At 72.1% G+C, this 23,530-nt stretch carries 18 protein-coding genes and 1 pseudogene; 9 read left to right on the forward strand and 10 right to left on the reverse strand.

The genetic code is table 11. The features are described 5' to 3' along the window. Positions 1-385 precede the first annotated feature (385 nt). Complete coding sequence (locus AB5J51_RS25410) at positions 386-745, forward strand: hypothetical protein (protein WP_369778718.1); 360 nt, start codon at positions 386-388, stop codon at positions 743-745. Between the two features lie 84 nt (positions 746-829). Then, positions 830-2,263 carry a S28 family serine protease gene (locus AB5J51_RS25415; RefSeq protein ID WP_053785568.1) on the forward strand — a complete coding sequence of 478 codons (1,434 nt, stop codon included), beginning with the start codon at positions 830-832 and terminating at the stop codon, positions 2,261-2,263. Positions 2,264-2,334: 71 nt separating this feature from the next. On the opposite strand, the gene AB5J51_RS25420 is transcribed toward AB5J51_RS25415, so the two are convergent. Continuing rightward, positions 2,335-4,215, reverse strand: coding sequence for a glycoside hydrolase family 3 protein (locus AB5J51_RS25420; RefSeq protein ID WP_369780313.1), 1,881 nt, complete (start codon positions 4,213-4,215; stop codon positions 2,335-2,337). A gap of 55 nt (positions 4,216-4,270) precedes the next feature. Continuing rightward, a complete protein-coding gene (locus tag AB5J51_RS25425; RefSeq protein WP_243879002.1) occupies positions 4,271-5,245 on the reverse strand; it encodes a LysR family transcriptional regulator in 975 nt (324 codons plus the stop codon). Positions 5,246-5,356: 111 nt separating this feature from the next. Here AB5J51_RS25425 and AB5J51_RS25430 point away from each other — a divergent pair, with 111 nt between their 5' ends. Further along, positions 5,357-6,313 carry an EamA family transporter gene (locus tag AB5J51_RS25430; RefSeq protein ID WP_369778719.1) on the forward strand — a complete coding sequence of 319 codons (957 nt, stop codon included), beginning with the start codon at positions 5,357-5,359 and terminating at the stop codon, positions 6,311-6,313. Here the strand turns inward: AB5J51_RS25430 and AB5J51_RS25435 are convergent. Next, positions 6,264-6,761 (reverse strand): annotated as a pseudogene (locus AB5J51_RS25435) (GNAT family N-acetyltransferase); the annotation flags it as partial. The gene AB5J51_RS25430 and the pseudogene AB5J51_RS25435 overlap by 50 nt on opposite strands. A 16-nt stretch (positions 6,762-6,777) precedes the next feature. Further along, positions 6,778-6,915, reverse strand: a complete 138-nt coding sequence (locus AB5J51_RS25440) for a hypothetical protein (protein ID WP_168724446.1) — start codon at positions 6,913-6,915, stop codon at positions 6,778-6,780. Positions 6,916-7,203: 288 nt separating this feature from the next. On the opposite strand from AB5J51_RS25440, the gene AB5J51_RS25445 reads away from it, so the two are divergent. Beyond that, entirely contained in the window at positions 7,204-9,450 is a 2,247-nt protein-coding gene (locus AB5J51_RS25445) for an ATP-dependent RecD-like DNA helicase (protein WP_053785571.1), read from the forward strand. 182 nt (positions 9,451-9,632) lie between these two features. Beyond that, positions 9,633-10,922, forward strand: coding sequence for a citrate synthase (locus AB5J51_RS25450; protein ID WP_031145430.1), 1,290 nt, complete (start codon positions 9,633-9,635; stop codon positions 10,920-10,922). A gap of 381 nt (positions 10,923-11,303) precedes the next feature. Here AB5J51_RS25450 and AB5J51_RS25455 read toward each other — a convergent pair whose 3' ends face one another. From AB5J51_RS25455 to AB5J51_RS25465, 3 genes are all read right to left on the reverse strand, one after another. Beyond that, positions 11,304-13,592 (reverse strand): heavy metal translocating P-type ATPase, encoded by a 2,289-nt coding sequence (locus AB5J51_RS25455; RefSeq protein ID WP_369778720.1) that lies wholly within the window; start codon positions 13,590-13,592, stop codon positions 11,304-11,306. An 88-nt stretch (positions 13,593-13,680) separates the two neighbouring features. Then, complete coding sequence (locus tag AB5J51_RS25460) at positions 13,681-13,917, reverse strand: heavy-metal-associated domain-containing protein (RefSeq protein WP_369778721.1); 237 nt, start codon at positions 13,915-13,917, stop codon at positions 13,681-13,683. A gap of 211 nt (positions 13,918-14,128) precedes the next feature. After that, positions 14,129-14,806 (reverse strand): TetR family transcriptional regulator, encoded by a 678-nt coding sequence (locus tag AB5J51_RS25465; RefSeq protein WP_369778722.1) that lies wholly within the window; start codon positions 14,804-14,806, stop codon positions 14,129-14,131. A gap of 131 nt (positions 14,807-14,937) precedes the next feature. Here AB5J51_RS25465 and AB5J51_RS25470 point away from each other — a divergent pair, with 131 nt between their 5' ends. Beyond that, positions 14,938-17,238: an MMPL family transporter gene (locus AB5J51_RS25470; RefSeq protein ID WP_369778723.1), complete on the forward strand. Its 2,301-nt coding sequence runs from the start codon at positions 14,938-14,940 to the stop codon at positions 17,236-17,238. 106 nt (positions 17,239-17,344) lie between these two features. Here the strand turns inward: AB5J51_RS25470 and AB5J51_RS25475 are convergent, their stop codons facing one another. The 3 genes from AB5J51_RS25475 to AB5J51_RS25485 form a co-directional block, all read right to left on the reverse strand. After that, positions 17,345-17,545 (reverse strand): helix-turn-helix transcriptional regulator, encoded by a 201-nt coding sequence (locus tag AB5J51_RS25475; RefSeq protein ID WP_369778724.1) that lies wholly within the window; start codon positions 17,543-17,545, stop codon positions 17,345-17,347. Between the two features lie 258 nt (positions 17,546-17,803). Next, entirely contained in the window at positions 17,804-18,814 is a 1,011-nt protein-coding gene (locus AB5J51_RS25480) for a Gfo/Idh/MocA family protein (protein WP_053785577.1), read from the reverse strand. 20 nt (positions 18,815-18,834) lie between these two features. Further along, positions 18,835-19,749 carry a sugar phosphate isomerase/epimerase gene (locus AB5J51_RS25485; RefSeq protein ID WP_053785578.1) on the reverse strand — a complete coding sequence of 305 codons (915 nt, stop codon included), beginning with the start codon at positions 19,747-19,749 and terminating at the stop codon, positions 18,835-18,837. Positions 19,750-19,829: 80 nt separating this feature from the next. Between AB5J51_RS25485 and iolC the strand changes: the two genes are divergently transcribed. Genes iolC through iolD form a run of 3 tightly spaced genes read left to right on the forward strand, consistent with a single transcriptional unit; the run spans position 19,830 to position 23,523 of the window. After that, a complete protein-coding gene (iolC, locus tag AB5J51_RS25490) occupies positions 19,830-20,741 on the forward strand; it encodes a 5-dehydro-2-deoxygluconokinase (RefSeq protein ID WP_369780314.1) in 912 nt (303 codons plus the stop codon). 20 nt (positions 20,742-20,761) lie between these two features. Beyond that, complete coding sequence (gene iolB / locus AB5J51_RS25495) at positions 20,762-21,658, forward strand: 5-deoxy-glucuronate isomerase (RefSeq protein WP_369780315.1); 897 nt, start codon at positions 20,762-20,764, stop codon at positions 21,656-21,658. After that, positions 21,655-23,523, forward strand: a complete 1,869-nt coding sequence (iolD, locus tag AB5J51_RS25500) for a 3D-(3,5/4)-trihydroxycyclohexane-1,2-dione acylhydrolase (decyclizing) (protein ID WP_053785580.1) — start codon at positions 21,655-21,657, stop codon at positions 23,521-23,523. The genes iolB and iolD overlap by 4 nt, the downstream gene beginning before the upstream one ends. The last annotated feature ends 7 nt before the right edge of the window (positions 23,524-23,530 follow it).

The following is a 23,530-nucleotide window of genomic DNA, read 5'->3' on the forward strand; positions in this document are numbered from 1 at the left end:
GCCTCGGCAATCGCAGGATCAGGCGAGACCGGTCCCGACTCGTTCGGCTAACTGGGCGACGTGGGATGCACCCGTTAACCGGAGGCGGAACCGATGACGACTTCTCAACGACTCACCCTTCAGATCGGGCCGATGACGGCCGACAGCAAGATCTGGTTCACCAACTGTCCTGCCGTACACCGGACTTGGATGGGTCATCCCATTGTGGTCCGTACGGATCCGCGGCAACACGCCGGAACGCGCCACGCAGCGCCCCGCGGCCGGATCTTGCTGTATGCAACCTTCCGGGGGATCCGTGCGTCGTACGTGCGTACGTGTTACGTACGACCGATCGGGGGCCAGGGTGGAGCACGGGTGGAAGGGGCGCGGCCGGGGGGCCGCGTCGGTGAGGGTGTTCACGGCGGGGCTGATGCTGTGCGTCGGCGGGCTGCTCGCCGCGCCTCCGGCGCACGCGGCGACCGGCGGCTGCGGGGGCGGCCTGGTCCGGACGCTGCCTCTGCCGACGGGTGAGGTGCGCATCTACAAGAGCCGCACGCAGGCCTGCGCGGTGACGGTGGCCCAGGACCCGGGCCGGCGCCGCGCGATGGCGGTGAGCATCCAGCCGCGCGGCGGGGTCCCCGTCGGCGATGCGGGGCGATTCACCCGATATGCCGGTCCCGTCACCGTCGGCGCGATCAGCCGCTGCGTGTATGTAAAGGGGAGCATCGAGGCCGGATCGGTCGAATCCGGCTGGATCCTGTGCTGAACGAGCGGCCCAACTAGGTCTGGTCAGCGGCGCGTTGACCCCGCTAGGTTCACGGGCGACCGAAGTGAACTCAGGGGAGGGTGAATGCGCAAGACGCTCGGCTGGCTGCTGTCGCTCGTGGTGCTGATCGGCACCATGGGCGCAGCCGGCTTCACGGCTCAGGCGGCCACCGCCGCAGGGCCGTCCGCCGCGACGGACATCAAGGACGAGATCCTCGCCATTGCGGGGATGAGCCTGATCGAGGAGAAGGAGTACCCCGGGTACCGCTTCTTCGTACTGAACTACGAACAGCCGGTCGACCACCGGAACCCGTCGAAGGGCACCTTCAAGCAGCGCCTCACCCTGCTGCACAAGGACGTCTCCCGGCCCACGGTGTTCTTCACCTCCGGCTACAACGTCAACACCAACCCGCGCCGCAGCGAGCCGACGACCATCGTCGACGGCAACCAGGTGTCGCTGGAGTACCGATTCTTCACGCCTTCCCGGCCCGACCCGGCCAACTGGGCCAACCTGGACATCTGGCAGGCCGCCAGCGACCAGCACCGCATCTTCACCGCCCTGAAGAAGGTCTACAAGAAGAACTGGCTCGCCACGGGCGGCAGCAAGGGCGGTATGACGGCGACGTACTACGAGCGCTACTACCCGCGTGACATGGACGGTGTCGTCGCGTACGTCGCGCCCAACGACGTGGTCAACAAGGAGGACTCGGCGTACGACCGGTTCTTCGCCAAGGTCGGCACCAAGGAGTGCCGCGACAAGCTGAACGCGGTGCAGCGCGAGGCGCTCGTCCGCCGTGAGCCGCTCGAGGCCAAGTACGCGGCCGCCGCAGCCGAGAACGGCTGGACCTTCACCACCGTCGGCAGCCTCGACAAGGCCTACGAGGCCGTCGTGCTCGACTACGTGTGGGCCTTCTGGCAGTACAGCCTGCTCGCCGACTGCGCCTCCATCCCGGCCGCCGCGACCGCGAGCGACCAGGAGATCTGGGACTCGATCGACACGATCTCCGGCTTCTCGGCCTACGCCGACCAGGGACTCGAGACGTACACGCCGTACTACTACCAGGCGGGTACGCAGCTCGGTTCGCCCGACATCAAGCAGCCGCACCTGGGGAACCTGAGCCGCTACGGCTACCAGCCGCCGCGGAACTTCGTGCCGCGCGAGATCCCGATGACCTTCCAGCCGGGGGTCATGGCGGAGGTGGACAACTGGGTGAAGAACAACGCCAACCAGATGCTGTTCGTGTACGGGCAGAACGACCCGTGGGGTGCCGAACCGTTCCACCTCGGCTACACCGTCCGCGACAGCTACGTGATGATCGCGCCCGGCGCCAACCACGGGGCCAACGTCGCCAAGCTCCAGGAGGGTGAGAAGGCGCTGGCCACGCAGAAGATCCTGCAGTGGGCCGGGGTCGCCCCGGCCGCCGCGCTCGCCGACGCGGGCCGGGCCACGCCGCTGGCGAAGCCCGACGCGGTGCTGGACCAGAAGGAGATGGAGCGCGAGCCGCAGCTGCGGCCGTAGCTCCCGCGCAGGGCCCGAGGGGCCACGGGAGAGGTGGTACGGCTGGTCCTGGTCCTGTTTCCCAGGCGTACTCAGTCGTACGACAGCCCGTGGCCCAGCGGGTAGCGGCCCGGCACCGGGACCGGGAGGCGGCCAGAGGGCCGGCCCGCCCCGGTGATCACCCGGGCCGCCGCCCGCATCTCCACGTCCGTCCAGGTGTACGTCGCCAGCTCCGCCGCGCAGGTGGGCAGCCTGGCCGGGTCGTACGGATTGCGGATCGCCACCACGACGACCGGCACCCCGGTGGCCAGCAGCTCCGTGACCAGCGTGCGCTGCGGATCGTCCCCCTCCGGGACGTTGTACGTGCACACCAGCACCGCCGCGTTGCCGGGAGCCGCGGCCACCGCCCGGGCGGGCGGTACGGCCGTCGCCCGGCAGCCCAGGGCGGTCAGCTCCCGGGCCAGTACCGCCGTAGGGGGCCCTGTCGTACCGCTGGGGGAGGCCGGGTCGGTTCCGGTGACCAGCACCCGGGGCCCGGTCGTCGCATCCAGGGGCAGCAGTTTCACGGGATTGGCCAGCAGGGTCGTCGTGCCCGCCGTGATCTCGTCGGCGGCGCTCAGATGCGCCGGGATCCCCACCATCGCGTCCATCTGCCCGGCGGCGGTGTGCGCCGCGTCGAACAGGCCCCGGCGCGCCTTCAGTTCGAGGATCCGCAGCACCGACTCATCGATCCGGTCCTGCGTCAGCTCGCCCGCCTCCACGGCCGCGAGCACGCTGCGGTGCGCGAGGCCCAGGTCCGGTGGGTTCAGCAGCTGGTCGCAGCCCGCCTTCAGGGCCAGTACCGGGACCCGGTCGTCCCCGTACTTCTGGCGGACCCCGGCCATGTCGAGGGCGTCGGTGACCACCACCCCGCGGAAGCCGAGGCGTTCGCGCAGGATGCCGGTCACGATCGGTCCGGAGAGGGTCGCCGGGTCCCCCGACGGGTCGAGCGCGGGGAAGACGATGTGCGCCGTCATGACGGCGTCCACGCCCGCCTCCACCGCAGCCCGGAACGGCGGCTCGTCGAGCTCCTCCCACTGGGCCCGGGTGTGCCGCATCACCGGCAGCCCGACGTGGCTGTCGGTCTCGGTGTCCCCGTGGCCGGGGAAGTGCTTGGCGGTGGCGGCGACCCCGGCGCCCTGGTAGCCGCGGACCTGCGCCGCGACCAGGGCCGCCACCGCCTGAGGGTCGGCGCCGAAGGAGCGTACGCCGATCACCGGGTTGGCCGGGTTGACGTTCACGTCGGCCACCGGTGCGTAGTCCTGCCGGATGCCCATCGCGGCCAGCTCGGCGCCCGCGATGCGCGCGGCGCGGCGGGCCTCGGCGGTGGCCGCGGAGTCGGAGCCGGTGCCGGTACCACCCGTACTGCTACCCGTACCGCCCGTACCGCCCGTACCGCCCGTACCGCCCGTCCCGCCCGCGCCGTGCCGCGCCCCCAGCGCCATCGCCCCCGGCAGCAGCGTCGCCGGCTTGCCGATGCGCGCCACGGCGCCGTGCTCCTGGTCGGTGGAGAGCATCAGCGGGATGCCGGAACCGGTGCCGGCGGCCGCCCGCTGGAGGGCGGCCGACAACTCGGCGATCTGCTGCGGGCCACGGGTGTTGTGGGCCCAGGAGAAGTAGATGATTCCGCCGAGGTGGTAGCGGGCGACCAGCTCCGCGGCCGTGCGCACCCCGAACAGTTTCAGGTTCTGCTCGGCGTCCGTCGGGTCGGGGTCGGTCGCCGAATGGCCGTACGCGCGGGACACGAAGAGCTGCCCGACCTTCTCGGCCGGGCTCATCCCGGCCACCAGACGGCGCAGCGCCGCCCGGTCGGGCGCCCGGCCGGGCGGGCGGTCGCCCGGGCGCGGGTCGTCGGCGTGCGGTTCGCCGCCCTCGCCGCCCGGGCCACCGCCCACGGCGTACGAGGCCACCCCGGCGGCCGTGGCGGCGGCCATGGCGGCCGCGGTGAGCAGGGACCTGCGGGACGCGTGGTACGACACGCGCCGGACCCTACTGCCGGGCCGTGCCCCCGGCTCCGCGGACACTCGGGAGGTCCCCCGGAAGGGGTGCCGCCAAGCGGCCCGAGGCTGCTCGGGCCCAGTGCTCCTGCAGGGTCCGCACGGCCTCCGTGATCGCCGGCCGGCGGGCCGCCCCCGTCCGCCACAGGGCGTACAACCTGCGTACGGGGCCGGGCTCCAGCGGTACGGCCACCGCGCCCGGCGGCAGCGCCCCGGTGCCCAGCCGGGGTACGACGGCCACCCCCAGCCCGGCCGCGACCAGCGCGACGATGGTGTGGTTCTCCTCGGCCACGTGCGCGATGTCGGGCTCGAACCCGGCCGTGCGCAGCGTCCGCATCAGCCAGTCGTGGCAGACCCGGCCGGGCGGCTGGCAGACCCAGCGCTGGCCGCCGAGGTCGGCCCTGCGGATGACCGCCCGCGCGGTGAACGGGTGGTCGTGCGGCACCACCAGGTCGCAGGGGTCGTCCCCGATGACCGCCTGCTCGACGCCCTCCGGGGCCGGCAGCGGGGCGATGTCCCAGTCGTGGGCCACCGCCAGATCGGTGACCCCCCGGGCCACCAGGTCCACCGACAGATGGGGGTCGACCTCCGTGAGGCGCACGTCCAGCGCGGGATGCCGACGCGCGAGATCGGCGAGCACCCCCGGCAGGAGGCCGCGCGCCGCCGAGGCGAAGGCGGCCACCGTCAGCAGCCCGCTCGGCTGCCCGCGCCGCTCCTCCAGGGTGGTCTCGGCGCGCTCCACGATCGCCAGCAACTCCCGGGCGGTCTCGGCGAGATGCCGGGCCTCCTCGGTGAGCGCGACCCCGCGCCCGCGCCGCTCAAGCAGCGTGGTCCGGGTCTCCCGCTCCAGTTTGGCGATCTGCTGGGACACGGCGGAGGGGGTGTAGCCGAGGGCGGCCGCCGCGCCTGCGACGGAGCCGTGGACGGAGATGGCGTGCAGGGCGCGCAGCCGGGAGAGGTCGAGCATGCGGCCCATCGTAGGCATCGCCGGACCGCCGGGCACCCGTAAGCAATGCTTCATCCATCCCGGAAGAGATCCGTGCTGGTGCTACATGGTTGCGCCGCCGATGCTCGAAGCATGCGTCCCGTTCACACTGCACTCGCCGTACTCGTCGCCGCCGTCTGGGGCTTCAACTTCGTCGTCATCGAGATCGGCCTCGGCCACTTCCCGCCGCTGCTCCTGTCCGCCCTGCGCTTCTTCGTCGCCGCGCTGCCCGCCGTGTTCTTCGTCGGCCGGCCCAAGACCGCCTGGAAGTGGATCATTGCGGTCGGAGTGGCCCTCGGCGTCGCCAAGTTCGGCCTCCTGTTCACCGGCATGGCCGCGGGGATGCCGGCCGGGCTGTCCTCCCTCGTGCTCCAGGTCCAGTCCGTCTTCACCGCCGTCCTCGCCTCCCTCGTCCTGCGCGAGCGGCCCGGACGGGTCCGCATCGCCGGCATGGCCGTGGCGCTCGCCGGGATCGCCGTCGCCGCCGTGGACGGGGGCACCTCCGGGCCGGTGCTCGGCTTCACCCTGGTCGTCGCGGCCGCCGCCTGCTGGGGCGTGTCCAACCTGCTGACGCGGAAGGCTTCCCCGCCCGACGCGCTGAACTTCATGGTCTGGGTGTGCACCGTCCCGGTGCTGCCGCTGTTCGGGCTCTCGCTCCTGCTGGAGGGGCCCGAGCGGGACCTGGCCGCGCTGCGCGGGCTGGACTGGTCCGGGGTCGGGGTCATCGGGTACGTGGCCTGGGTGTCCACCGTGTTCGGCTTCGGCGCCTGGAACCACCTGCTCAAGCGCTACCCGGCCTCCTCGGTCGCGCCGTTCTCGCTGCTGGTGCCGGTGTTCGGGATGTCCTCGGCGGCGCTGGTCCTCGGCGAGGGCGTCTCGGGGCTGCGCTGGGTGGCTGCGCTGCTGCTGGTCGGCGGGGTGGGCATGACCTCGCTGGCCCCCGCCCGCGCGGGAGCCCGTACGAAGGGCGGCGGCGCGGCGCAGGGCGGTACCGCGGCGGTCAGTGCGGGGAGCCCTCCTGCAGCGGCAGCCGCCAGTCCTGCCCCGTGAGCGTGACGCCGTACGAGCGGTGCGGGCGCTCGGCGACCAGGGTGAACCCGGCGCGCTCGTAGAGGGAACGGGCCGAGGCCAGCACGTCGTTGGTCCACAGCACCAGCTCGCGGTAGCCGACCGAGCGGGCGAACGCGACGACGGTGTCGACGAGGAGGGACCCGATGCCGTGGCCGCGGCCCTCGGGCTCGACGAGGAGCAGTCTCAGCCGCGCCGTACCGGGCGAGCCGTCCTCGCGGACGCACATCACCGAGCCGACCGGCCGGCCGCCCAGCTCGGCGATCCAGACCCGCTCCAGATACGGGTCGTGGTCCTCGGCGAAGTCCGCGACGATCCGGGCCACCAGGCCCTCGAAGTCCGCGTTCCAGCCGTACTCGGCGGCGTACAGCGCGCCGTGCCGCTGCACGATCCAGCCCAGCTCCCCGGGCTCGGGGTCCCGCAGCCGTACCGCTGCGGCGGAGTTGTCAGCAGGGGGCTCCATGGCGTCCCAGGGTAGCGGGCTGCTTCCTGCCGCCGCCCGGGATCCGGTCCGGCAGGTCGCCGAGTCCGCCGCCCTCCGCGGTGGCGTCGAGCACGTCGTCCTGGAGCGAAGGTTCGCTCATGCCGGGAACGTTCCTTCTGCGGCGGTTCAAGGGCACTTCGGACCGGCCCCGGAGGGCCTGTAAGTAATGGAAACGTAAAGTTCCGATTCCGTGTGCAACCCCCGGACGGGGCAGCGGGTCGTATGGTGCGTCGGCACTTCCGGGGAGGGATCTGGGGGGATCGGGAAGTGCGACACGGGAGGGGTAACCGTGAGGGGGTCCGGCCGCGAGGCCGGACCCCCTTCTGGGTCTTGCCGGGTTGTCCACAGGCCTGACGGGCTGTCGGTGGCGGGCGGTACTTTCATTGCCATGGCAATCAACGGGGCGGTGCAACTGGCAGTGGTCGAGGGGGTGCTCGAGCGCATCACCTACGCCAACGAGGAGAGCGGCTACACGGTCGCCCGGGTCGACACCGGCCGCGGCAGCGGGGACCTGCTCACGGTCGTCGGCTCCCTGCTCGGGGCCCAGCCCGGCGAATCGCTGCGCATGGAGGGCCGCTGGGGCTCCCACCCCCAGTACGGCAAGCAGTTCACGGTGGAGAACTACCGCACCGTGCTCCCCGCGACCATCCAGGGCATACGCCGCTACCTCGGCTCGGGCCTGATCAAGGGCATCGGCCCGAAGATCGCCGACCGGATCGTGGAGCACTTCGGCACCGACACCCTCGACGTCATCGAGGCCGAGCCGAAGCGGCTGATCGAGGTGCCCGGGCTCGGCCCCAAGCGGACCAAGCTGATCGGCGCCGCGTGGGAGGAGCAGAAGGCGATCAAGGAGGTCATGGTCTTCCTCCAGGGCGTCGGCGTCTCCACCTCCATCGCGGTCCGGATCTACAAGAAGTACGCCGACGCCTCCATCTCGGTGGTCAAGAACCAGCCGTACCGGCTCGCAGCCGACGTGTGGGGCATCGGCTTCCTCACCGCCGACCGGATCGCCCAGGCCGTCGGCATACCGCACGACAGCCCCGAACGGGTCAAGGCCGGGCTCCAGTACGCCCTGTCCCAGTCCACCGACCAGGGGCACTGCTTCCTGCCCGAGGAGCGGCTCATCGCCGACGGGGTCAAGCTGCTCCAGGTGGACACCGGACTCGTCATCGAATGCCTGGCCGAGCTCGCCGCCGACCCGGAGGGCGTCGTCAGGGAATCCGTGCCGGATCCGCAAGGCGGCCCGGACCCGCTCACCGCCGTGTACCTGGTGCCCTTCCACCGCGCCGAACTCTCCCTGGTCGGGCAGGTGCGGCGGCTGCTGAACGCCGACGAGGACCGGATGCCGGGCTTCCAGGACGTGGACTGGGACAAGGCCCTGGGCTGGCTGGCCGGGCGCACCGGGGCCAAGCTGGCCCCCGAGCAGCGGGATGCCGTCCGACTGGCGCTGACCCGCAGAGTGGCCGTCCTCACCGGCGGGCCGGGCTGCGGGAAGTCGTTCACCGTGCGCTCGATCGTGGAGCTGGCCCGGGCCAAGAAGGCCAAGGTCGTGCTCGCCGCGCCCACCGGCCGGGCCGCGAAACGGCTCGCGGAGCTCACCGGCGCCGAGGCGTCCACCGTGCACCGGCTGCTGGAGCTCAAGCCGGGCGGGGACGCGGCGTACGACCGGGAACGCCCGCTGGACGCGGACCTGGTGGTGGTCGACGAGGCCTCGATGCTGGACCTGCTGCTGGCGAACAAGCTGGTCAAGGCAGTGGCACCGGGTGCGCACCTGTTGCTGGTCGGGGATGTGGACCAGCTGCCCTCGGTCGGCGCCGGGGAGGTGCTGCGGGACCTGCTCGCCGAGGGCGGGCCGGTGCCCGCGGTCCGGCTGACCAGGATCTTCCGGCAGGCCCAGGAGTCGGGCGTGGTCACCAACGCCCACCGGATCAACACGGGCCTGCCGCCGCTCACCGACGGGCTGCCGGACTTCTTCCTGTTCCCGGAGGAGGACACAGAGCAGGCCGGACGGCTCGCCGTCGACGTGGCGGCCCGCAGGATTCCGGCCCGGTTCGGGCTGGACCCGCGCCGCGACGTCCAGGTGCTCGCGCCCATGCACCGCGGCCCCGCCGGCGCCGGGAACCTCAACGGCCTGCTCCAGCAGGCCATCACGCCGGCCCGGCCCGACCTGCCCGAGAAGCGGTTCGGCGGCCGGGTCTTCCGGGTCGGCGACAAGGTCACCCAGATCCGCAACAACTACGAGAAGGGTGCCAACGGCGTCTTCAACGGCACGGTCGGCGTGGTCACCGCCCTCGACGTGGACGAGCAGCGGCTGACGGTGCGGACGGAGGAGGACGAGGAGGTCGGCTACGAGTTCGCCGAACTGGACGAGCTGGCCCACGCGTACGCCGTCACCATCCACCGCTCCCAGGGGAGTGAATATCCGGCCGTGGTGATCCCGGTCACGACCGGCGCTTGGATGATGCTCCAGCGCAACTTGCTCTACACGGCGGTGACCAGGGCGAAGAAACTCGTCGTGCTGGTCGGGTCCCGCAAGGCCCTCGGCCAGGCTGTGCGTACCGTTTCTGCAGGCAGGAGGTACACGGCGGTCGCGCCCAGGCTGTCCGGACGGATACCGGTGGGAAACATCACCTAAATGATCGATCATTTGGGGTTCCGGCACCGCCGCGGAGGGGGCAGGATGAGCAGGTTGAAGGCACTCAGTGCCGTCAAAAAGACCAAAGGCCGACCCCGAGTGCACTCTCCTGCGCCAAATGGGGGAAGGTAGAGGCAGTCAGGGCACCTCGAAGAAGAGGCACTACGTCGGTGAGGGATGACGTGAGCGACAACTCTGTAGTACTCCGGTACGCGGACGGTGAATACACCTACCCGGTGGTCGAAAGCACCGTCGGTGACCAGGGCTTCGACATCTCGAAGCTGAGGGCCCAGACCGGGCTCGTCACCTTGGACAGCGGATACGGCAACACCGCCGCCTACAAGTCCGCGATCACCTACCTCGACGGTGAGCAGGGAATCCTGCGCTACCGCGGTTACCCGATCGAGCAGCTGGCCGAGCGTTCGACCTTCATCGAGGTCGCGTACCTGCTGATCAACGGTGAGCTGCCGACCGTCGACCAGCTCGCGTCGTTCCGCAACGAGATCACCCAGCACACGCTGCTGCACGAGGACGTCAAGCGGTTCTACGACGGCTTCCCGCGCGACGCGCACCCGATGGCGATGCTGTCCTCCGTGGTCAGCGCGCTGTCGACGTTCTACCAGGACAGCCACAACCCGTTCGACGAGAAGCAGCGCAACCTCTCGACGATCCGGCTGCTGGCCAAGCTTCCGACGATCGCGGCGTACGCGTACAAGAAGTCGGTCGGCCACCCGGTGGTCTACCCGCGCAACGACCTCGGCTACGTCGAGAACTTCCTGCGCATGACCTTCTCCGTGCCGGCCCAGGAGTACGACCTGGACCCGGTCGTGGTCTCGGCGCTCGACAAGCTGCTGATCCTGCACGCGGACCACGAGCAGAACTGCTCGACCTCCACCGTGCGCCTGGTCGGCTCCTCGCAGGCGAACATGTTCGCCTCGATCTCCGCCGGCATCTCGGCCCTGTGGGGTCCGCTGCACGGTGGCGCCAACCAGTCCGTCCTGGAGATGCTCGAGGGCATCAAGAACGACGGCGGCGACGTCGACGCCTTCATCCGCAAGGTGAAGAACAAGGAAGACGGCGTCCGCCTCATGGGCTTCGGACACCGCGTCTACAAGAGCTTCGACCCCCGGGCGAAGATCATCAAGGCGGCGGCGCACGACGTCCTCTCGGCGCTCGGCAAGAGCGACGAGCTGCTCGACATCGCGCTCAAGCTGGAAGAGCACGCGCTGGCCGACGAGTACTTCGTCTCGCGCAACCTCTACCCGAACGTGGACTTCTACACCGGCCTGATCTACCGGGCCATGGGCTTCCCGACCGAGATGTTCACCGTGCTCTTCGCGCTCGGCCGCCTTCCCGGCTGGATCGCCCAGTGGCACGAGATGATCAAGGAGCCGGGTTCCCGCATCGGCCGTCCGCGCCAGATCTACACCGGCGAGGTCCTGCGCGACTTCGTCCCGGTCGAGGCCCGCTGACCCGAGGTACCTCGAGCAAGCGAAAAGCGCCCCGCCGTCGATCCCCCCACGGGTCGACGGTCGGGGCGCTTTCCTTTCCCCGGAACGGATTCCCCCCACGGGACCCGAGCCGGGGTGTCGGCGAGGAACGCACGCGCGGTGCGCCCCAGTGGGTGTCTGCCGGGACCCGTACGGGTCGGGAGGGCCGCTCAAAGCACCCCGTTGAGCACGCGTCCCGGCCGGCTGATGCCCCGGACGTCCCCCAAGACCCCCGTGAACGTCCCCCAAGACGTTCCTGGCATCGCCCCATTAGACCCACTCCAGTGCCGGATGGTTACGTTGCAATCACTGTGATCTGCGTCTCCCGTGAAGGAAGTGTGCGCACGGTGAGGAGAAGATCCACTAGCGGAAGGATCGCAGCCGGAGGCTGTTGGTCACCACGAAAACGGAGGAGAACGCCATCGCTGCCCCCGCAATCATCGGGTTGAGCAGGCCGGCGGCCGCGAGAGGCAAGGCTGCCACGTTGTAGCCGAAGGCCCAGAACAGGTTGCCCTTGATGGTGGCCAGGGTCCGCCGGGAGAGCCGGATCGCGTCAGCCGCCACCCGCAGGTCCCCCCGTACGAGGGTCAGGTCGCCCGCCTCGATCGCGGCGTCGGTGCCCGTGCCCATGGCCAGGCCGAGGTCCGCCTGCGCCAGCGCGGCCGCGTCGTTGACCCCGTCGCCCACCATGGCGACCGTTCGGCCCTCCGCCTGGAGCCGGCGTACGACGTCCACCTTGTCCTGCGGGAGCACCTCGGCGATCACCTCGTCGATGCCCACCGCACGGGCCACCGTCTCGGCCACGGCCTTGTTGTCGCCCGTCAGCAGCACCGGGGTCAGGCCCAGCGCCCGCAGCCGGGACACCGCCTCGGCGCTGGTCTCCTTGACGGCGTCGGCCACGGTCAGGACCCCGCGCGCCGCCCCGTCCCAGGCCACCAGGACGGCGGTGCTGCCCGCGGCCTCGGCGGCCGCCTTGGCCCCGGCGAGGGCGGCGGGCAGGGTGATCGACCAGTCGGCCAGCAGCTGCTCGCGGCCCACCAGGACGGCGTGCCCGTCGACCACGCCCTGGACGCCGAGCCCGGCGAGGGCCTCGAAGGACTCCGGGACCGGCAGGGAGCCGGCCCTTTCGGCGGCGCCGGTGGCGATGGCCCGGGCGATCGGGTGTTCGGAGGAGTGCTCCAGCGAGCCCGCGAGGCGCAGCAGTTCGCGCTCGTCCGTACCGGCGGCGGTGTGCACGCCGGACAGGGTCATCCGGCCGGTGGTGACCGTTCCGGTCTTGTCGAGGACGACGGTGTCGACGCGGCGGGTGGACTCCAGCACCTCGGGGCCCTTGATCAGGATGCCGAGCTGCGCGCCCCGCCCGGTGCCGACCATCAGCGCGGTCGGGGTGGCCAGGCCCAGGGCGCAGGGGCAGGCGATGATCAGGACGGCCACGGCGGCGGTGAAGGCCGCCGTCGGGTCGTCGGTGATCAGCAGCCAGGTGACCCAGGTGCCGAGTGCGAGCAGCAGGACGACCGGCACGAAGACCCCGGAGATCCGGTCGGCGAGGCGCTGCACCTCGGCCTTGCCGTTCTGCGCCTCCTCGACGAGCCTGGCCATCCGGGCGAGCTGCGTGTCGGCGCCGATCCGGGTGGCCTGGACGACGAGGCGGCCCGAGGTGTTGACGGTGGCCCCGGTGACGCAGTCGCCCACGGCGACCTCGACCGGGACGGACTCGCCGGTCAGCATCGAGGCGTCCACGGCGGAAGCACCCTCGACGACCGTGCCGTCGGTGGCGATCTTCTCGCCGGGGCGGACGACGAACCGGTCGCCGACCGCGAGCTGCGCCACGGGGATCCGTACCTCGGCGCCGCCGCGCAGGACGGCGACGTCCTTGGCGCCCAGCTCCAGCAGGGCCTTCAGGGCGGCGCCCGCCTTCCGCTTGGAGCGGGCCTCCAGATACCGGCCGAGCAGGATGAAGGTGACGACTCCGGCGGCCACCTCGAGGTAGATGGAGGAGGACCCGTTCGTACGCGAGATCGTGAAGTCGAAGCTGTGCCGCATGCCCGGCATCCCGGCGTGGCCGAAGAACAGGGCCCACAGCGACCAGGCGAAGGCGGCGAGCGTGCCGACGGAGACCAGGGTGTCCATGGTGGCGGCGCCGTGCCGGGCGTTGGTCCAGGCGGCCTTGTGGAAGGGCAGGGCGCCCCAGACGACGACGGGCGCGGCCAGGGTCAGCGAGAGCCACTGCCAGTTGTCGAACTGGAGGGCCGGGACCATCGAGAGCAGTACCACGGGCAGGGCCAGCACGGCGGAGACCAGCAGCCGCTGGCGCAGTGCGGCCAGTTCGGGGTCGCGGGGGGCCCGGGCCTGCGCCTGCGCGGCCTCCGGGGCCTCTGCTTCCGGTTCCGGTTCCGGCGGCGGGGGTTCCTCGGCGGTGTACCCGGTCTTGACGACGGTCGCGATCAGGTCGGCGACCCGGACCCCGTCGCCGTACGAGACGCGGGCCTTCTCGGTGGCGTAGTTCACCGTGGCGGTGACCCCATCCATCCGGTTCAGCTTCTTCTCGATGCGGGCTGCGCAGGAGGCGCAGGTCATCCCGCCGATGCTCAGCTCGACCTCGGCGGCTGCGTCCGCCGCTATGGGCCCGTCGTGCACTGTGCTGCTGCTCATGTCCGGCTCCTGGGGGAGGGCCGGGTCGTACGGAACCAGTATGAGCTGGCCGGCACGACCCGGCGGGGTACTGCGGAGGAGGGGGTGCTCAGGCGGCCCGGCCGGCGAACTCGTACCCGGCCTCGTCCACGGCGGCGCGGACGTCCTCGTCGGCGAGCGCTGCGGCGGAGACCACGGTGACCTCGCCGGTCGCGGCGACGGCCTTGACCGAGGTGACGCCCGGCAGGGCGGAGATCTCGGTGGTCACCGCGCCCTCGCAGTGCCCGCAGGTCATGCCGGTCACCCGGTAGACGGTGGTGGTCTGGGTGTCCGTCTCGGCGGTCATGTCGTTCTCCTCTTCAAGGGCGTGTCCGGTCGCCGGGGCCGGCGGTTTCGCCCCACCGTCCTCCCGACTCTTGGAGACTATACCCCTAGGGGGTATCAATGCGAGTGTTCGCCGCCACTTCCGGCCGGTTCCGGACGTGCGTACGTCAGTGCGCGCGGGGTGCGCGGGCGTGCGTACGTCAGTGCGGGCGGGGTGCGCGGACGTACGGATGTCAGTGCGCGCGGGGCGCGGTGACCATCGGCTCCAGGTAGCGCAGCAGTACGGTCTTCAGCTCGGCGACGTACGCGGCCCGCTCGGCGCCCTCGCTCGCCAGGATCAGGTCGAGCGACGCCTTGAAGATGCCCAGGATCATGTTGGAGACGTGGGTGAGCTCGTCGGGCGCCCCGTCCGGCCGGAAGCTGCGCAGGATCCCCTGGACCCGGGTCAGCAGCCCGGAGTGCAGCTCCTCGTGCTCCTGGGTGATGCCGGGGATGCCGGAGCCGTGCATGAGGGCCCAGAACGCCGGGTTCTCGCAGTTGAAGGCGATGACAGGGTCCAGGACGGCGTCGAGCAGCTCGGGCAGGGGCCGGTCCAGGTTCTCGGGGAGGAAGGCCTGGCCGTGCATCTCGTGGGCGCGCCGCAGCAGCTGGCCGCCCAGCTCGATGGCGATGGCCTCCTTGTTCGGGAAGAACTGGTAGAGCGTGCCCGGGGAGACCTCGGCCTCGCGGGCGATGGCGTTGGTGCTGGCCGCGGCGTAGCCGGTGCGGCAGAACACGCTCGCGGCGGCCGCGAGGAGCTGGGCGATGCGGCGCTCCCCGCGGGCCTGGCGCCGGGGCGCGGCAGCCTTCTTAGTGGCCTTCGTCGCCTTCGCGGCCTTTGTGGTGGTTTCGACCTGCGGCCTCTCCGGCATGTCACGTCCCTTGCTTCCCGTGGGTGATTGACAAACGCGAGAGGGCGCTCGCATTCTTGGAAAACGCGAGCGACTGCTCGTGTTTGCCAGTCTAAGTTTCCTGGCAATCACGGTGAAGGGGACACCGAGTCATGTCCGAAGTCAAAAAACCGCCGTCTCCAGGGGAGAGCGGACGGTGGACCCGGATCGTCACGGCCCGGCCGCGGCTCTCGCTGCTGCTCGCCCTCGTGGTCACCGCGCTGGCCGTCCTGGCGGGCGGCGGCGTCGCCGACCGGATGGGCAGCGGCGGCTGGGAGGACCCGGACGCCCGGTCCACCTACGCCGCCAAGGTCCTGGAGTGCGAGTTCCCCGGCTCCCAGCCCAATCTGCTCCTGCTGGTGGACGCCGCCACCGGGGCCGCGGCGGGCGCGGGGCCGGGGGCGGCCGGGGTGGATGATCCCGCCGTTGCCGCCGAGGCCGAGCGGCTGACCGCGCAGCTCGCCTCCGAGCAGGGGGTGGCCGGGGTCGGCTCGTACTGGCGCACGCACCTGCCCGCGCTGCGGTCCGAGGACGGCAGGCAGGCCCTGATCGCCGCCCGGGTGCTCGGCGACGAGAAGACCCGCGCCGCGGTGCTGGAGCGGATCGCCCCGCGCTACCGGGGCGAGCACGGGCCGGTGCGCGTCTCCCTCGGGGGGCCGGTCGCCGTCCAGCGCGAGGTCACCACCACCATCCAGGAGGACCTGCTGCGGGCCGAGGTGATCGCCCTGCCGGTGACCCTGGTCCTTCTCGTCATCGTCTTCGGCAGTGCCGTCGCTGCGCTGCTGCCGCTGGGCGTGGGCATCGTCGCCATCCTCGGCACCAATGCCGTGCTGCGCGGCCTCACCGAGTTCACCGACGTCTCCGTCTTCGCCCAGAACCTGACCACCGCGCTCGGCCTCGGACTCGCCATCGACTACGCCCTGTTCATCGTGCGGAGGTTCCGCGAGGAGCTGGCCGCCGGGCGGGATCCGGTGGCAGCCGTGGGGGCCACGCTGCGGACCGCCGGGCGCACGGTGCTGTTCTCGGCGCTGACCGTGGCCGTCTCGCTCTCGGCGATGCTGTTCTTCCCGATGTACTTCCTGCGGTCCTTCGCCTACTCCGGGGTCGCGGTGGTCCTGCTCGCGGCCGGCGCCGCCCTGATCCTGCTGCCGGCGGCGCTGGTGCTGCTCGGGGAGCGGGTCAACTCCCTCGACCTGCGGCGGCTGTGGCGGCGCAGGCGCGCCGGGGCGGCCGCAGGGGCGCCGGGTGCGGATGCCGAGGCCGGGCGGGAGGCAGGGCGGGGCTGGGCGCGGGCGACCGCGCTGGTGATGCGCCGTGCCCCGGTGTTCGCCATCGCCACCACGGCCGGGCTGCTCCTCCTCGGACTGCCGTTCCTCGGGGTGAAGTTCGGCACCGTGGACGACCGGCAGCTGCCGAAGACCGCCTCGTCCCACCTGGTCCAGCAGCAGATCCGCGACGGCTTCCCGGGTAGCCCCGGCGCCGGGCTGACCGTACTGGCCGAGGGCGCGGCCGGCCCCGCAGACCTGGCCTCCTACCGGGACCGGCTCGCCGCCCTGCCCGGGGTGCGGGTGGCCGGGCCGGTGAGCTCCGAGGCCCGGCCGGGGTACGCGTACTTCTCGGTGGCCACCGAGGGCGAGGCGGTGGGGCAGCAGGCCCAGGACCTCGTCGGCGAGGTGCGCAGGGTGCAAGCCCCGTTCGACACCGCGGTGACGGGGCAGGCGGCGGTGCTCGTCGACGCCCAGAAGGCGATAGCGCAGAAGCTCCCGGCCGCACTGGCCCTGGTGGTCCTGGCCACGCTGCTGCTGGTCTTCCTGCTCACCGGGAGCGTGCTGATACCCGTCCAGGCGGTACTGCTCAACGCGCTGAGCCTGACGGCGATGTTCGGGGCGGTGGTGTGGGTCTTCCAGGAGGGCAACCTGTCCGGACTGCTCTCCTTCACCTCCACCGGGGACATCGAGACCACCCTGCCCGTCCTGATGTTCTGCATCGCCTTCGGACTCTCCATGGACTACGGGGTGTTCCTCATATCCCGCATCAAGGAGGAGTACGAGCGGACGGGGGACCACGAGGGGGCGGTGCGCACCGGACTGGTCCGCACCGGCGGGCTGATCACCGCGGCGGCCGTGATCCTGGCGGTGGTGATGGTGGCGATCGGCAGCTCCCGGGTGACCAACACCAAGATGCTGGGGCTCGGGATCGCGCTGGCCGTGCTGATGGACGCGCTGGTCGTACGGAGCCTCCTGGTTCCGGCGGTCATGAAGCTGACGGGGAAGGCCACCTGGTGGGCGCCGGGCCCGCTGCGGCGACTGCACGAGCGGTTCGGGCTGAGCGAGGGGGAGTCCGAGCCGGGAGCGCTGCCGCAGGTGCCGGGGGAGGCACCGGAGCCGGACCGGATACCCGCGGGAAGCCGCTAGGGGGTGCGTAAGGGGGGGAGGGGGGGGAGCCGCCGCGGCTGGGGGCGGCTCCCCCCTGCGGGCGGGGGCCCGGCGGTCCCCTCCGCAGGGGCCCCGAGTGCGGGGGTCAGTCCTGGCGGCGCCCCCGGTTGCCGGGGCGGCGGGCCACCCAGGTGCGGATCGTGTCGGCGTACCAGTAAGGCCTGCCGCCTTCCACGTGGTCGGGAGCGGGCAGCAGCCCGTGCTTGCGGTACGAGCGCACGGTGTCCGGCTGGACCCGGATGTGGGCGGCGATCTCCTTGTACGACCACAGCTGTCGGTCGCTCATCCACGACACCTCCTTGTCCACGCCGCGGGGTCGGCCTGGAGGCCGTCGGGGGAGCCGACGCGTGGACACAGACGATCAGTCAGGTTGTGCCCGGAGAACGATGGAGGGTGAAGGCGCGGGAGGGGCTGTTGGGTTGCTGTGACGGAAACCCCGCGTAATGCGGATATGCGTGACACGAGGGCGACGCCTGTGACAGATGCGGCACAACGAACGGATAGGAGGGTGCACAGAGAGCGGTGAGCGGGGTGGGAGGACGGCTCAGCGGTACAGGGCCGGCCGTTCCACCAGCTCCACCGGGGTCCGTACGCCGCTGTGCGCGGCAGCGAGCCCTGCTGCGGAGACCGCGGCCGCCGCGTAGCCGTCCCAGGCGTCGGGCCCGGCCACCCGGCCCTGCGCGGCCGCGGCCACCCAGCGTCGCAGCTGGCGGTCGTACGCGTCGGCGAAGCGCACGGTGAAGTCCTGGGGGATCTCCCCGTAGCTGCGCCCCGCGGACCGGACGACCGGCGCCCGCTGCTCGCCGACCTGGGCGCTCCCGGACTCGCCGACCGCCTCGCAGCGGACCTCGTAGCCGACACCGCAGTTGACGAAGATCTCCACGTCCACGAGGGCCCCGCCCGAAGTCTCCAGCAGGACCAGCCGGGGATCGCGCAGCCCCTCGGGGGCCGCCGAGGTGGGCGCCGGGGAGAGTACCGACACCGCCGTGATCTCCTGCCCGAGCAGCCAGCGCGCCGCGTCGACCTCGTGCACGACGGAGTCGGTGATCAGCATGTCGCTGGTGAAGAACGACGGCGAGGAGGCATTGCGGTGCCGGCAGTGCAGGAACAGCGGCCGGCCGATCCCGCCCGCGTCCAGCAGCTCCTTGAGCCACTCGTACTCGGAGTCGAACCGCCGCATGAACCCCACCTGCACCAGCCGCCGGCCCAGCCGCTGCTCCGCCTCCATCACCCGCAGCGCCCCCGCCGGATCCGGGGTCAGCGGCTTCTCGCACAGCACCGGCAGCTCCCGCTCCAGGGCCTGCAGGATCGCCTCCTCGTGGGCGGGCCCCGGGGAGGCGATCAGTACGGCCTGCACCCCGGGTGCGGCTATCGCGGCCGCCGGATCCGTGTGCGCGCTCGCGCCGTCCAGCTCCGCCGCGACGGCCTTGACCCGGTCGCCGTCCGGGTCGGCCACGGCCACCACCCGGGCACCGCCCACCGTCCGCCCGATCCGGCGGACGTGGTCGGCGCCCATCTTCCCCGTACCGATGACGGCGATGCCCAGCGTGCTCATGTTCGTATCCCTCCAGAGGGTCAGCGGGCGCCGCAGGAGCGCAGGTAGGCGCGCGTGCGGCGGGCGATCGGCAGCGGCCGGTCGGGCGGGCACGGGTACATGTCCTGCTCCACGATCGCGAAGAGGTCCACGCCGAGCCGCTGGGCGGCCGCGAGTACGGGTTCCAGTGCGGGCACCCCCGACGGCGGTTCGCACATCACCCCGCGGGCCACGGCCGGCCCGAAGGGCAGCTGCTCCGCGACGACTTCGGCGAGGATACGCGGGTCCACCTGCTTGAGGTGGAGGTAGCCGATCCGCTCCGCGAAGGTCTCGACGGCCTGGACGCTGTCGCCGCCGCAGTAGGCGTAGTGCCCGGTGTCCAGGCACAGGGAGACCAGGTCCGGGTCGGTGGCGTCCAGGAAGCGGGCCACGTTCGCCGGGGTGTCGATGTGCGTGTCCGCATGCGGATGGACCACGATCCGCAGCCCGTACCGGTCCCGGACCTCCCGGCCCAGGCGCTCGGTCTGCGTGGTCAGTTCACGCCATTGCGCGGGCGTGAGGGTCCGGTCCTCCAGCACCTCGCCGGTCTTGTCGTCCCGCCAGAACGAGGGAATGACGACGAGGTGTCCCGCGCCCATGGCCTGCGTGAGCGCCGCGATCCGCGACACGTGCTCCCAGGTGTCCGCCCAGACGGCGGGCCCGTGATGGAGTCCCGTGAAGACGGTGCCGGCGCTGACGCGCAGGCCCCGTCCGGCGGTCTCCTCGGTGAGGCGGGCGGGGTCGGTGGGGAGATAGCCGTACGGGCCGAGCTCGATCCACTCGTACCCGGAATCGGCGACCTCGTCGAGGAACCGGTCCCACGGGGTCTGCAGCGGATCGTCGGGAAACCAGACACCCCACGAGTCCGGAGCCGAACCGATGCGGATACGGGTCAACGCGGGCGGGGAGGACGTCATGACGGCCACCTTAGGGTGCGAGACGACTGGGAGGACTGCCTGTGACCACCGCGGACGATGTCGCGTTCGACCTGATCACGATGGGGCGCATCGGGGTGGATCTCTACCCGCTGACCACGGGCGTACCGCTGGCGGAAGTGGACACCTTCGGGAAGTTCCTGGGCGGCTCGCCCACCAACGTCGCCGTCGCGGCGGCCCGGCTCGGCCGCCGGGTGGCGGTGATCACCAAGACGGGAGCGGATCCCTTCGGGGCGTACCTGCGGGCCGAGCTGCGCGGGTTCGGGGTGGACGACCGGTGGGTGGGGGAGGATGCGAGCCATCCGACTCCCCTCACGTTCTGCGAGATCTTCCCGCCGGACCACTTCCCCCTCTACTTCTACCGGCTGCCGAAGGCCCCCGACCTGGAGATCGAACCGGCGGAGCTGGATCTGGCAGCGGTACGGGCCGCACGGGTGTTCTGGATGACGGGGACCGGCCTGAGCGCGCAGCCGAGCCGGTCCGCCACCCTGGCCGCGCTGGAAGCCCGCGCGAAGTCCGGGACCACGGTCTTCGACCTCGACTGGAGGCCGATGCTGTGGGAGGACGAGCCGGGGGACGCGTACGCGCGGGCACTGGGCCTCGCCACGGTGGCGGTGGGCAACGCGCAGGAGTGCGCGATCGCGACGGGCGAGTCCGAACCGCGGGCCGCGGCGCGGGCGCTGCTGGCGGCCGGGGTGGAACTGGCCGTGGTGAAGCGGGGACCGGACGGGGTACTGGCGATGCGGCGGGACGGAACGGCGGTGGAGGCGGCGCCGGTGCCGGTGGAGGTGGTGAACGGGCTGGGCGCGGGGGACGCGTTCGGCGGGGCGCTGTGCCACGGGCTGCTGGCGGGCTGGGACTTGGCACGGGTGATCCGCTACGCCAATGCGGCGGGGGCGATCGTGGCGTCACGGCTGGCGTGCTCGGCGGCGATGCCGTACGCGAAGGAAGTGGAGGAGGTGCTGGAGCCGTGACGGTGACTGCGTCGCACGAGATGGCGTTCACCGCGCTGAGGGTGCTGGAGCTGGGCCCGGGCGAGCGGTACGCGCACGCGTGCGGGGACCACGAGTGGATCGTCCTCCCGCTGGCCGGCAGCTGCACGATCCGCTGCGCGGAGCCGGTTCCCCGGCCCGCCCCTTCCCGGAACCGGGACTCCGCCCCGGACCCGGCGCCTCCGACGCCGGCGGGGCCGGATCTGCCGCAGGTGTTCGAACTCCGGGGGCGGGAAAGTGTGTTCGGCGGGCTGAGCGACTTCGCGTATCTGCCCCGGGACGGGCAGGCCGAGATCGGGTCCTGCGCCGGAGGGCGGTTCGCGCTCGTCGGGGCGCGGTGCGAGCAGGTCCTGCCCGCCCGGTACGGGCCCGCCCGGGACGTTCCGGTGGAGATCCGCGGCGCAGCCCACTGCACGCGCCAGGTCAACAACTTCGCCGCCGCCGGCGTCTTCGACTGCGACCGCCTCATCGCCGTCGAGGTCCTCACCCCGGGCGGGAACTGGTCCTCGTACCCGCCCCACAAGCACGACGAGTTCCACCCCGGCCAGGAGTCCCGCCTCGAGGAGATCTACTACTTCGAGATCGCCCCGCACGGGGACACCCCCGGCCTCGGCTACCAGCGTGTCACCCCCTCCCCGGCGGGGAAGACCGACATCCTCACGGAGGTGAGGACCGGCGACGCGGTGCTCATCCCGGACGGCTGGCACGGGCCGTCCATCGCCGCGCCCGGGCACGACATGTACTACCTCAACGTCATGGCCGGGCCCCCGGGCCCGCCCCGGGAGTGGCTGATCCGGGACCACCCCGACCACGGCTGGATCCGGGACACCTGGCCCGGCCAGGACACCGACCCCCGGCTGCCCTTCTACCGACACCGAGCGGAGGACGAGACCCCATGAGGCTCACCGTCGCCCAGGCCCTCGTACGGTTCCTGGCCGCCCAGTACACCGAGCGCGACGGCCGCCGCGAGCGGCTGATCGCCGCCACCTGGGGGATCTTCGGGCACGGGAACGTCGCCGGCCTCGGGCAGGCCCTCCTCGAGAGCGGGCCGCAGGAGATGCCCTTCCTGCAGGGGCGCAACGAGCAGGCCATGGTGCACGCCGCCGTCGGGTACGCCCGCCAGCGCGGGCGGCTGTCGGCCCACGCCGTGACCACCTCGATCGGGCCCGGCGCCACCAACCTCGTCACCGGGGCCGCCCTCGCCACCATCAACCGGATCCCCGTCCTCCTCCTGCCCGGCGACACCTTCGCCACCCGGCCCGCCGATCCCGTGCTGCAGCAGCTCGAGGTGCCGTACGCCGGCGACGTGTCCGTCAACGACACCCTGCGGCCCGTCTCGCGCCACTTCGACCGGATCACCCGCCCCGAGGCCCTGATCCCGGCCGCCCTCCAGGCCATGCGGGTGCTCACCGACCCCGTCCAGACCGGCGCGGTCACCCTGGCGCTGCCGCAGGACGTCCAGGCCGAGGCGTACGAATGGCCGCCCGAGCTCTTCGCCGAGCGCGTGTGGGGCGTACGCCGGCCCCGGCCCGACCGTGACGAGCTCGCCCGGGCCGCCGCGGCCGTACGGAGCTCCGCGCGCCCGCTGATCGTCGCCGGCGGCGGAATCCGGCACAGCGCGGCCCAGGCCGCACTGGCGGAGTTCGCCGGGGCCACCGGGATCCCGGTCGCCTCCACGCAGGCGGGCAAGGGGGTGCTCCCCTACGACCACCCCGCCGATGTCGGCGGCATCGGGCACACCGGGACGGCCACCGCGGACGAGCTGGCCCGCGGCGCCGACCTGGTCATCGCCGCCGGGACCCGGCTCACCGACTTCACCACCGCCTCGGCGACCCTGTTCCAGAACCCCGCCGTCCGCTTCCTCGGGCTCAACCTCGACCCGTACGACGCCCACAAGCTCGCCGCCCGGCCGCTGGTCTGCGATGCGCGGGTGGGCCTGGAAGACCTCCGGGACGCGGCTGCCGGGTACCGCGTGGACCCCGCGTACGAGACGGCGTACAAAGAAGGGAAACGCAGCTGGGAGCAGCTGGTCGACCGGGCCTACGCGGCCCCCGACGAGGACGCCGCCCCGACGCAGGCCCAGGTGCTCGGGCTGCTCGACTCGGTCGTCGATGCCTCCGACATCCTGATCAACGCCGCCGGCTCGCTGCCCGGGGACCTGCACAAGCTGTGGCGGGCCCGCTCGGCCGACCAGTACCACGTGGAGTACGGATACTCCTGCATGGGCTACGAGATCCCCGCCGCGATCGGCACCGCGCTCGCCGCCCCCGGCCGCCCGGTGTGGGCGCTGGTCGGCGACGGGACGTACCTGATGAACCCGACCGAGATCGTCACGGCCGTGCAGGAGGGCATCCCGATCAGGGTGGTCATCCTCGACAACCACGGCTACGCCTCCATCGGCGGCCTCTCCGGGGCCGTGGGCGGGGAGGGCTTCGGGACGGCGTACCGCTTCCGGGCGGACGACGGCTCGTACACCGGCGCGCCCCTGCCGGTGGACCTCGCGGCCAACGCAGCCTCCCTCGGGATGGCCGTGATCCGCACCCGCACCATCGGTGACCTGCGGAAAGCCCTCGCCGAAGCGCGTGAGGCGGACCGTCCCACATGTGTCTACGCACAGACCCGAACACCCGACACTGTGTCGGGCCCGCCTCCGGCGCAGGCGTGGTGGGATGTTCCTGTGGCCGAGACCGCGACCCGTGCGTCCGCGAACGCGGCCCGCGAAGAGTACGACCGGCAAGCCGCGCAGCGACGTCGCCATCTGTGAAGGAGCA

The sequence above is a fragment of the Streptomyces sp. R33 genome, assembly GCF_041200175.1.
GTDB lineage: Bacteria > Actinomycetota > Actinomycetes > Streptomycetales > Streptomycetaceae > Streptomyces > Streptomyces katrae_B.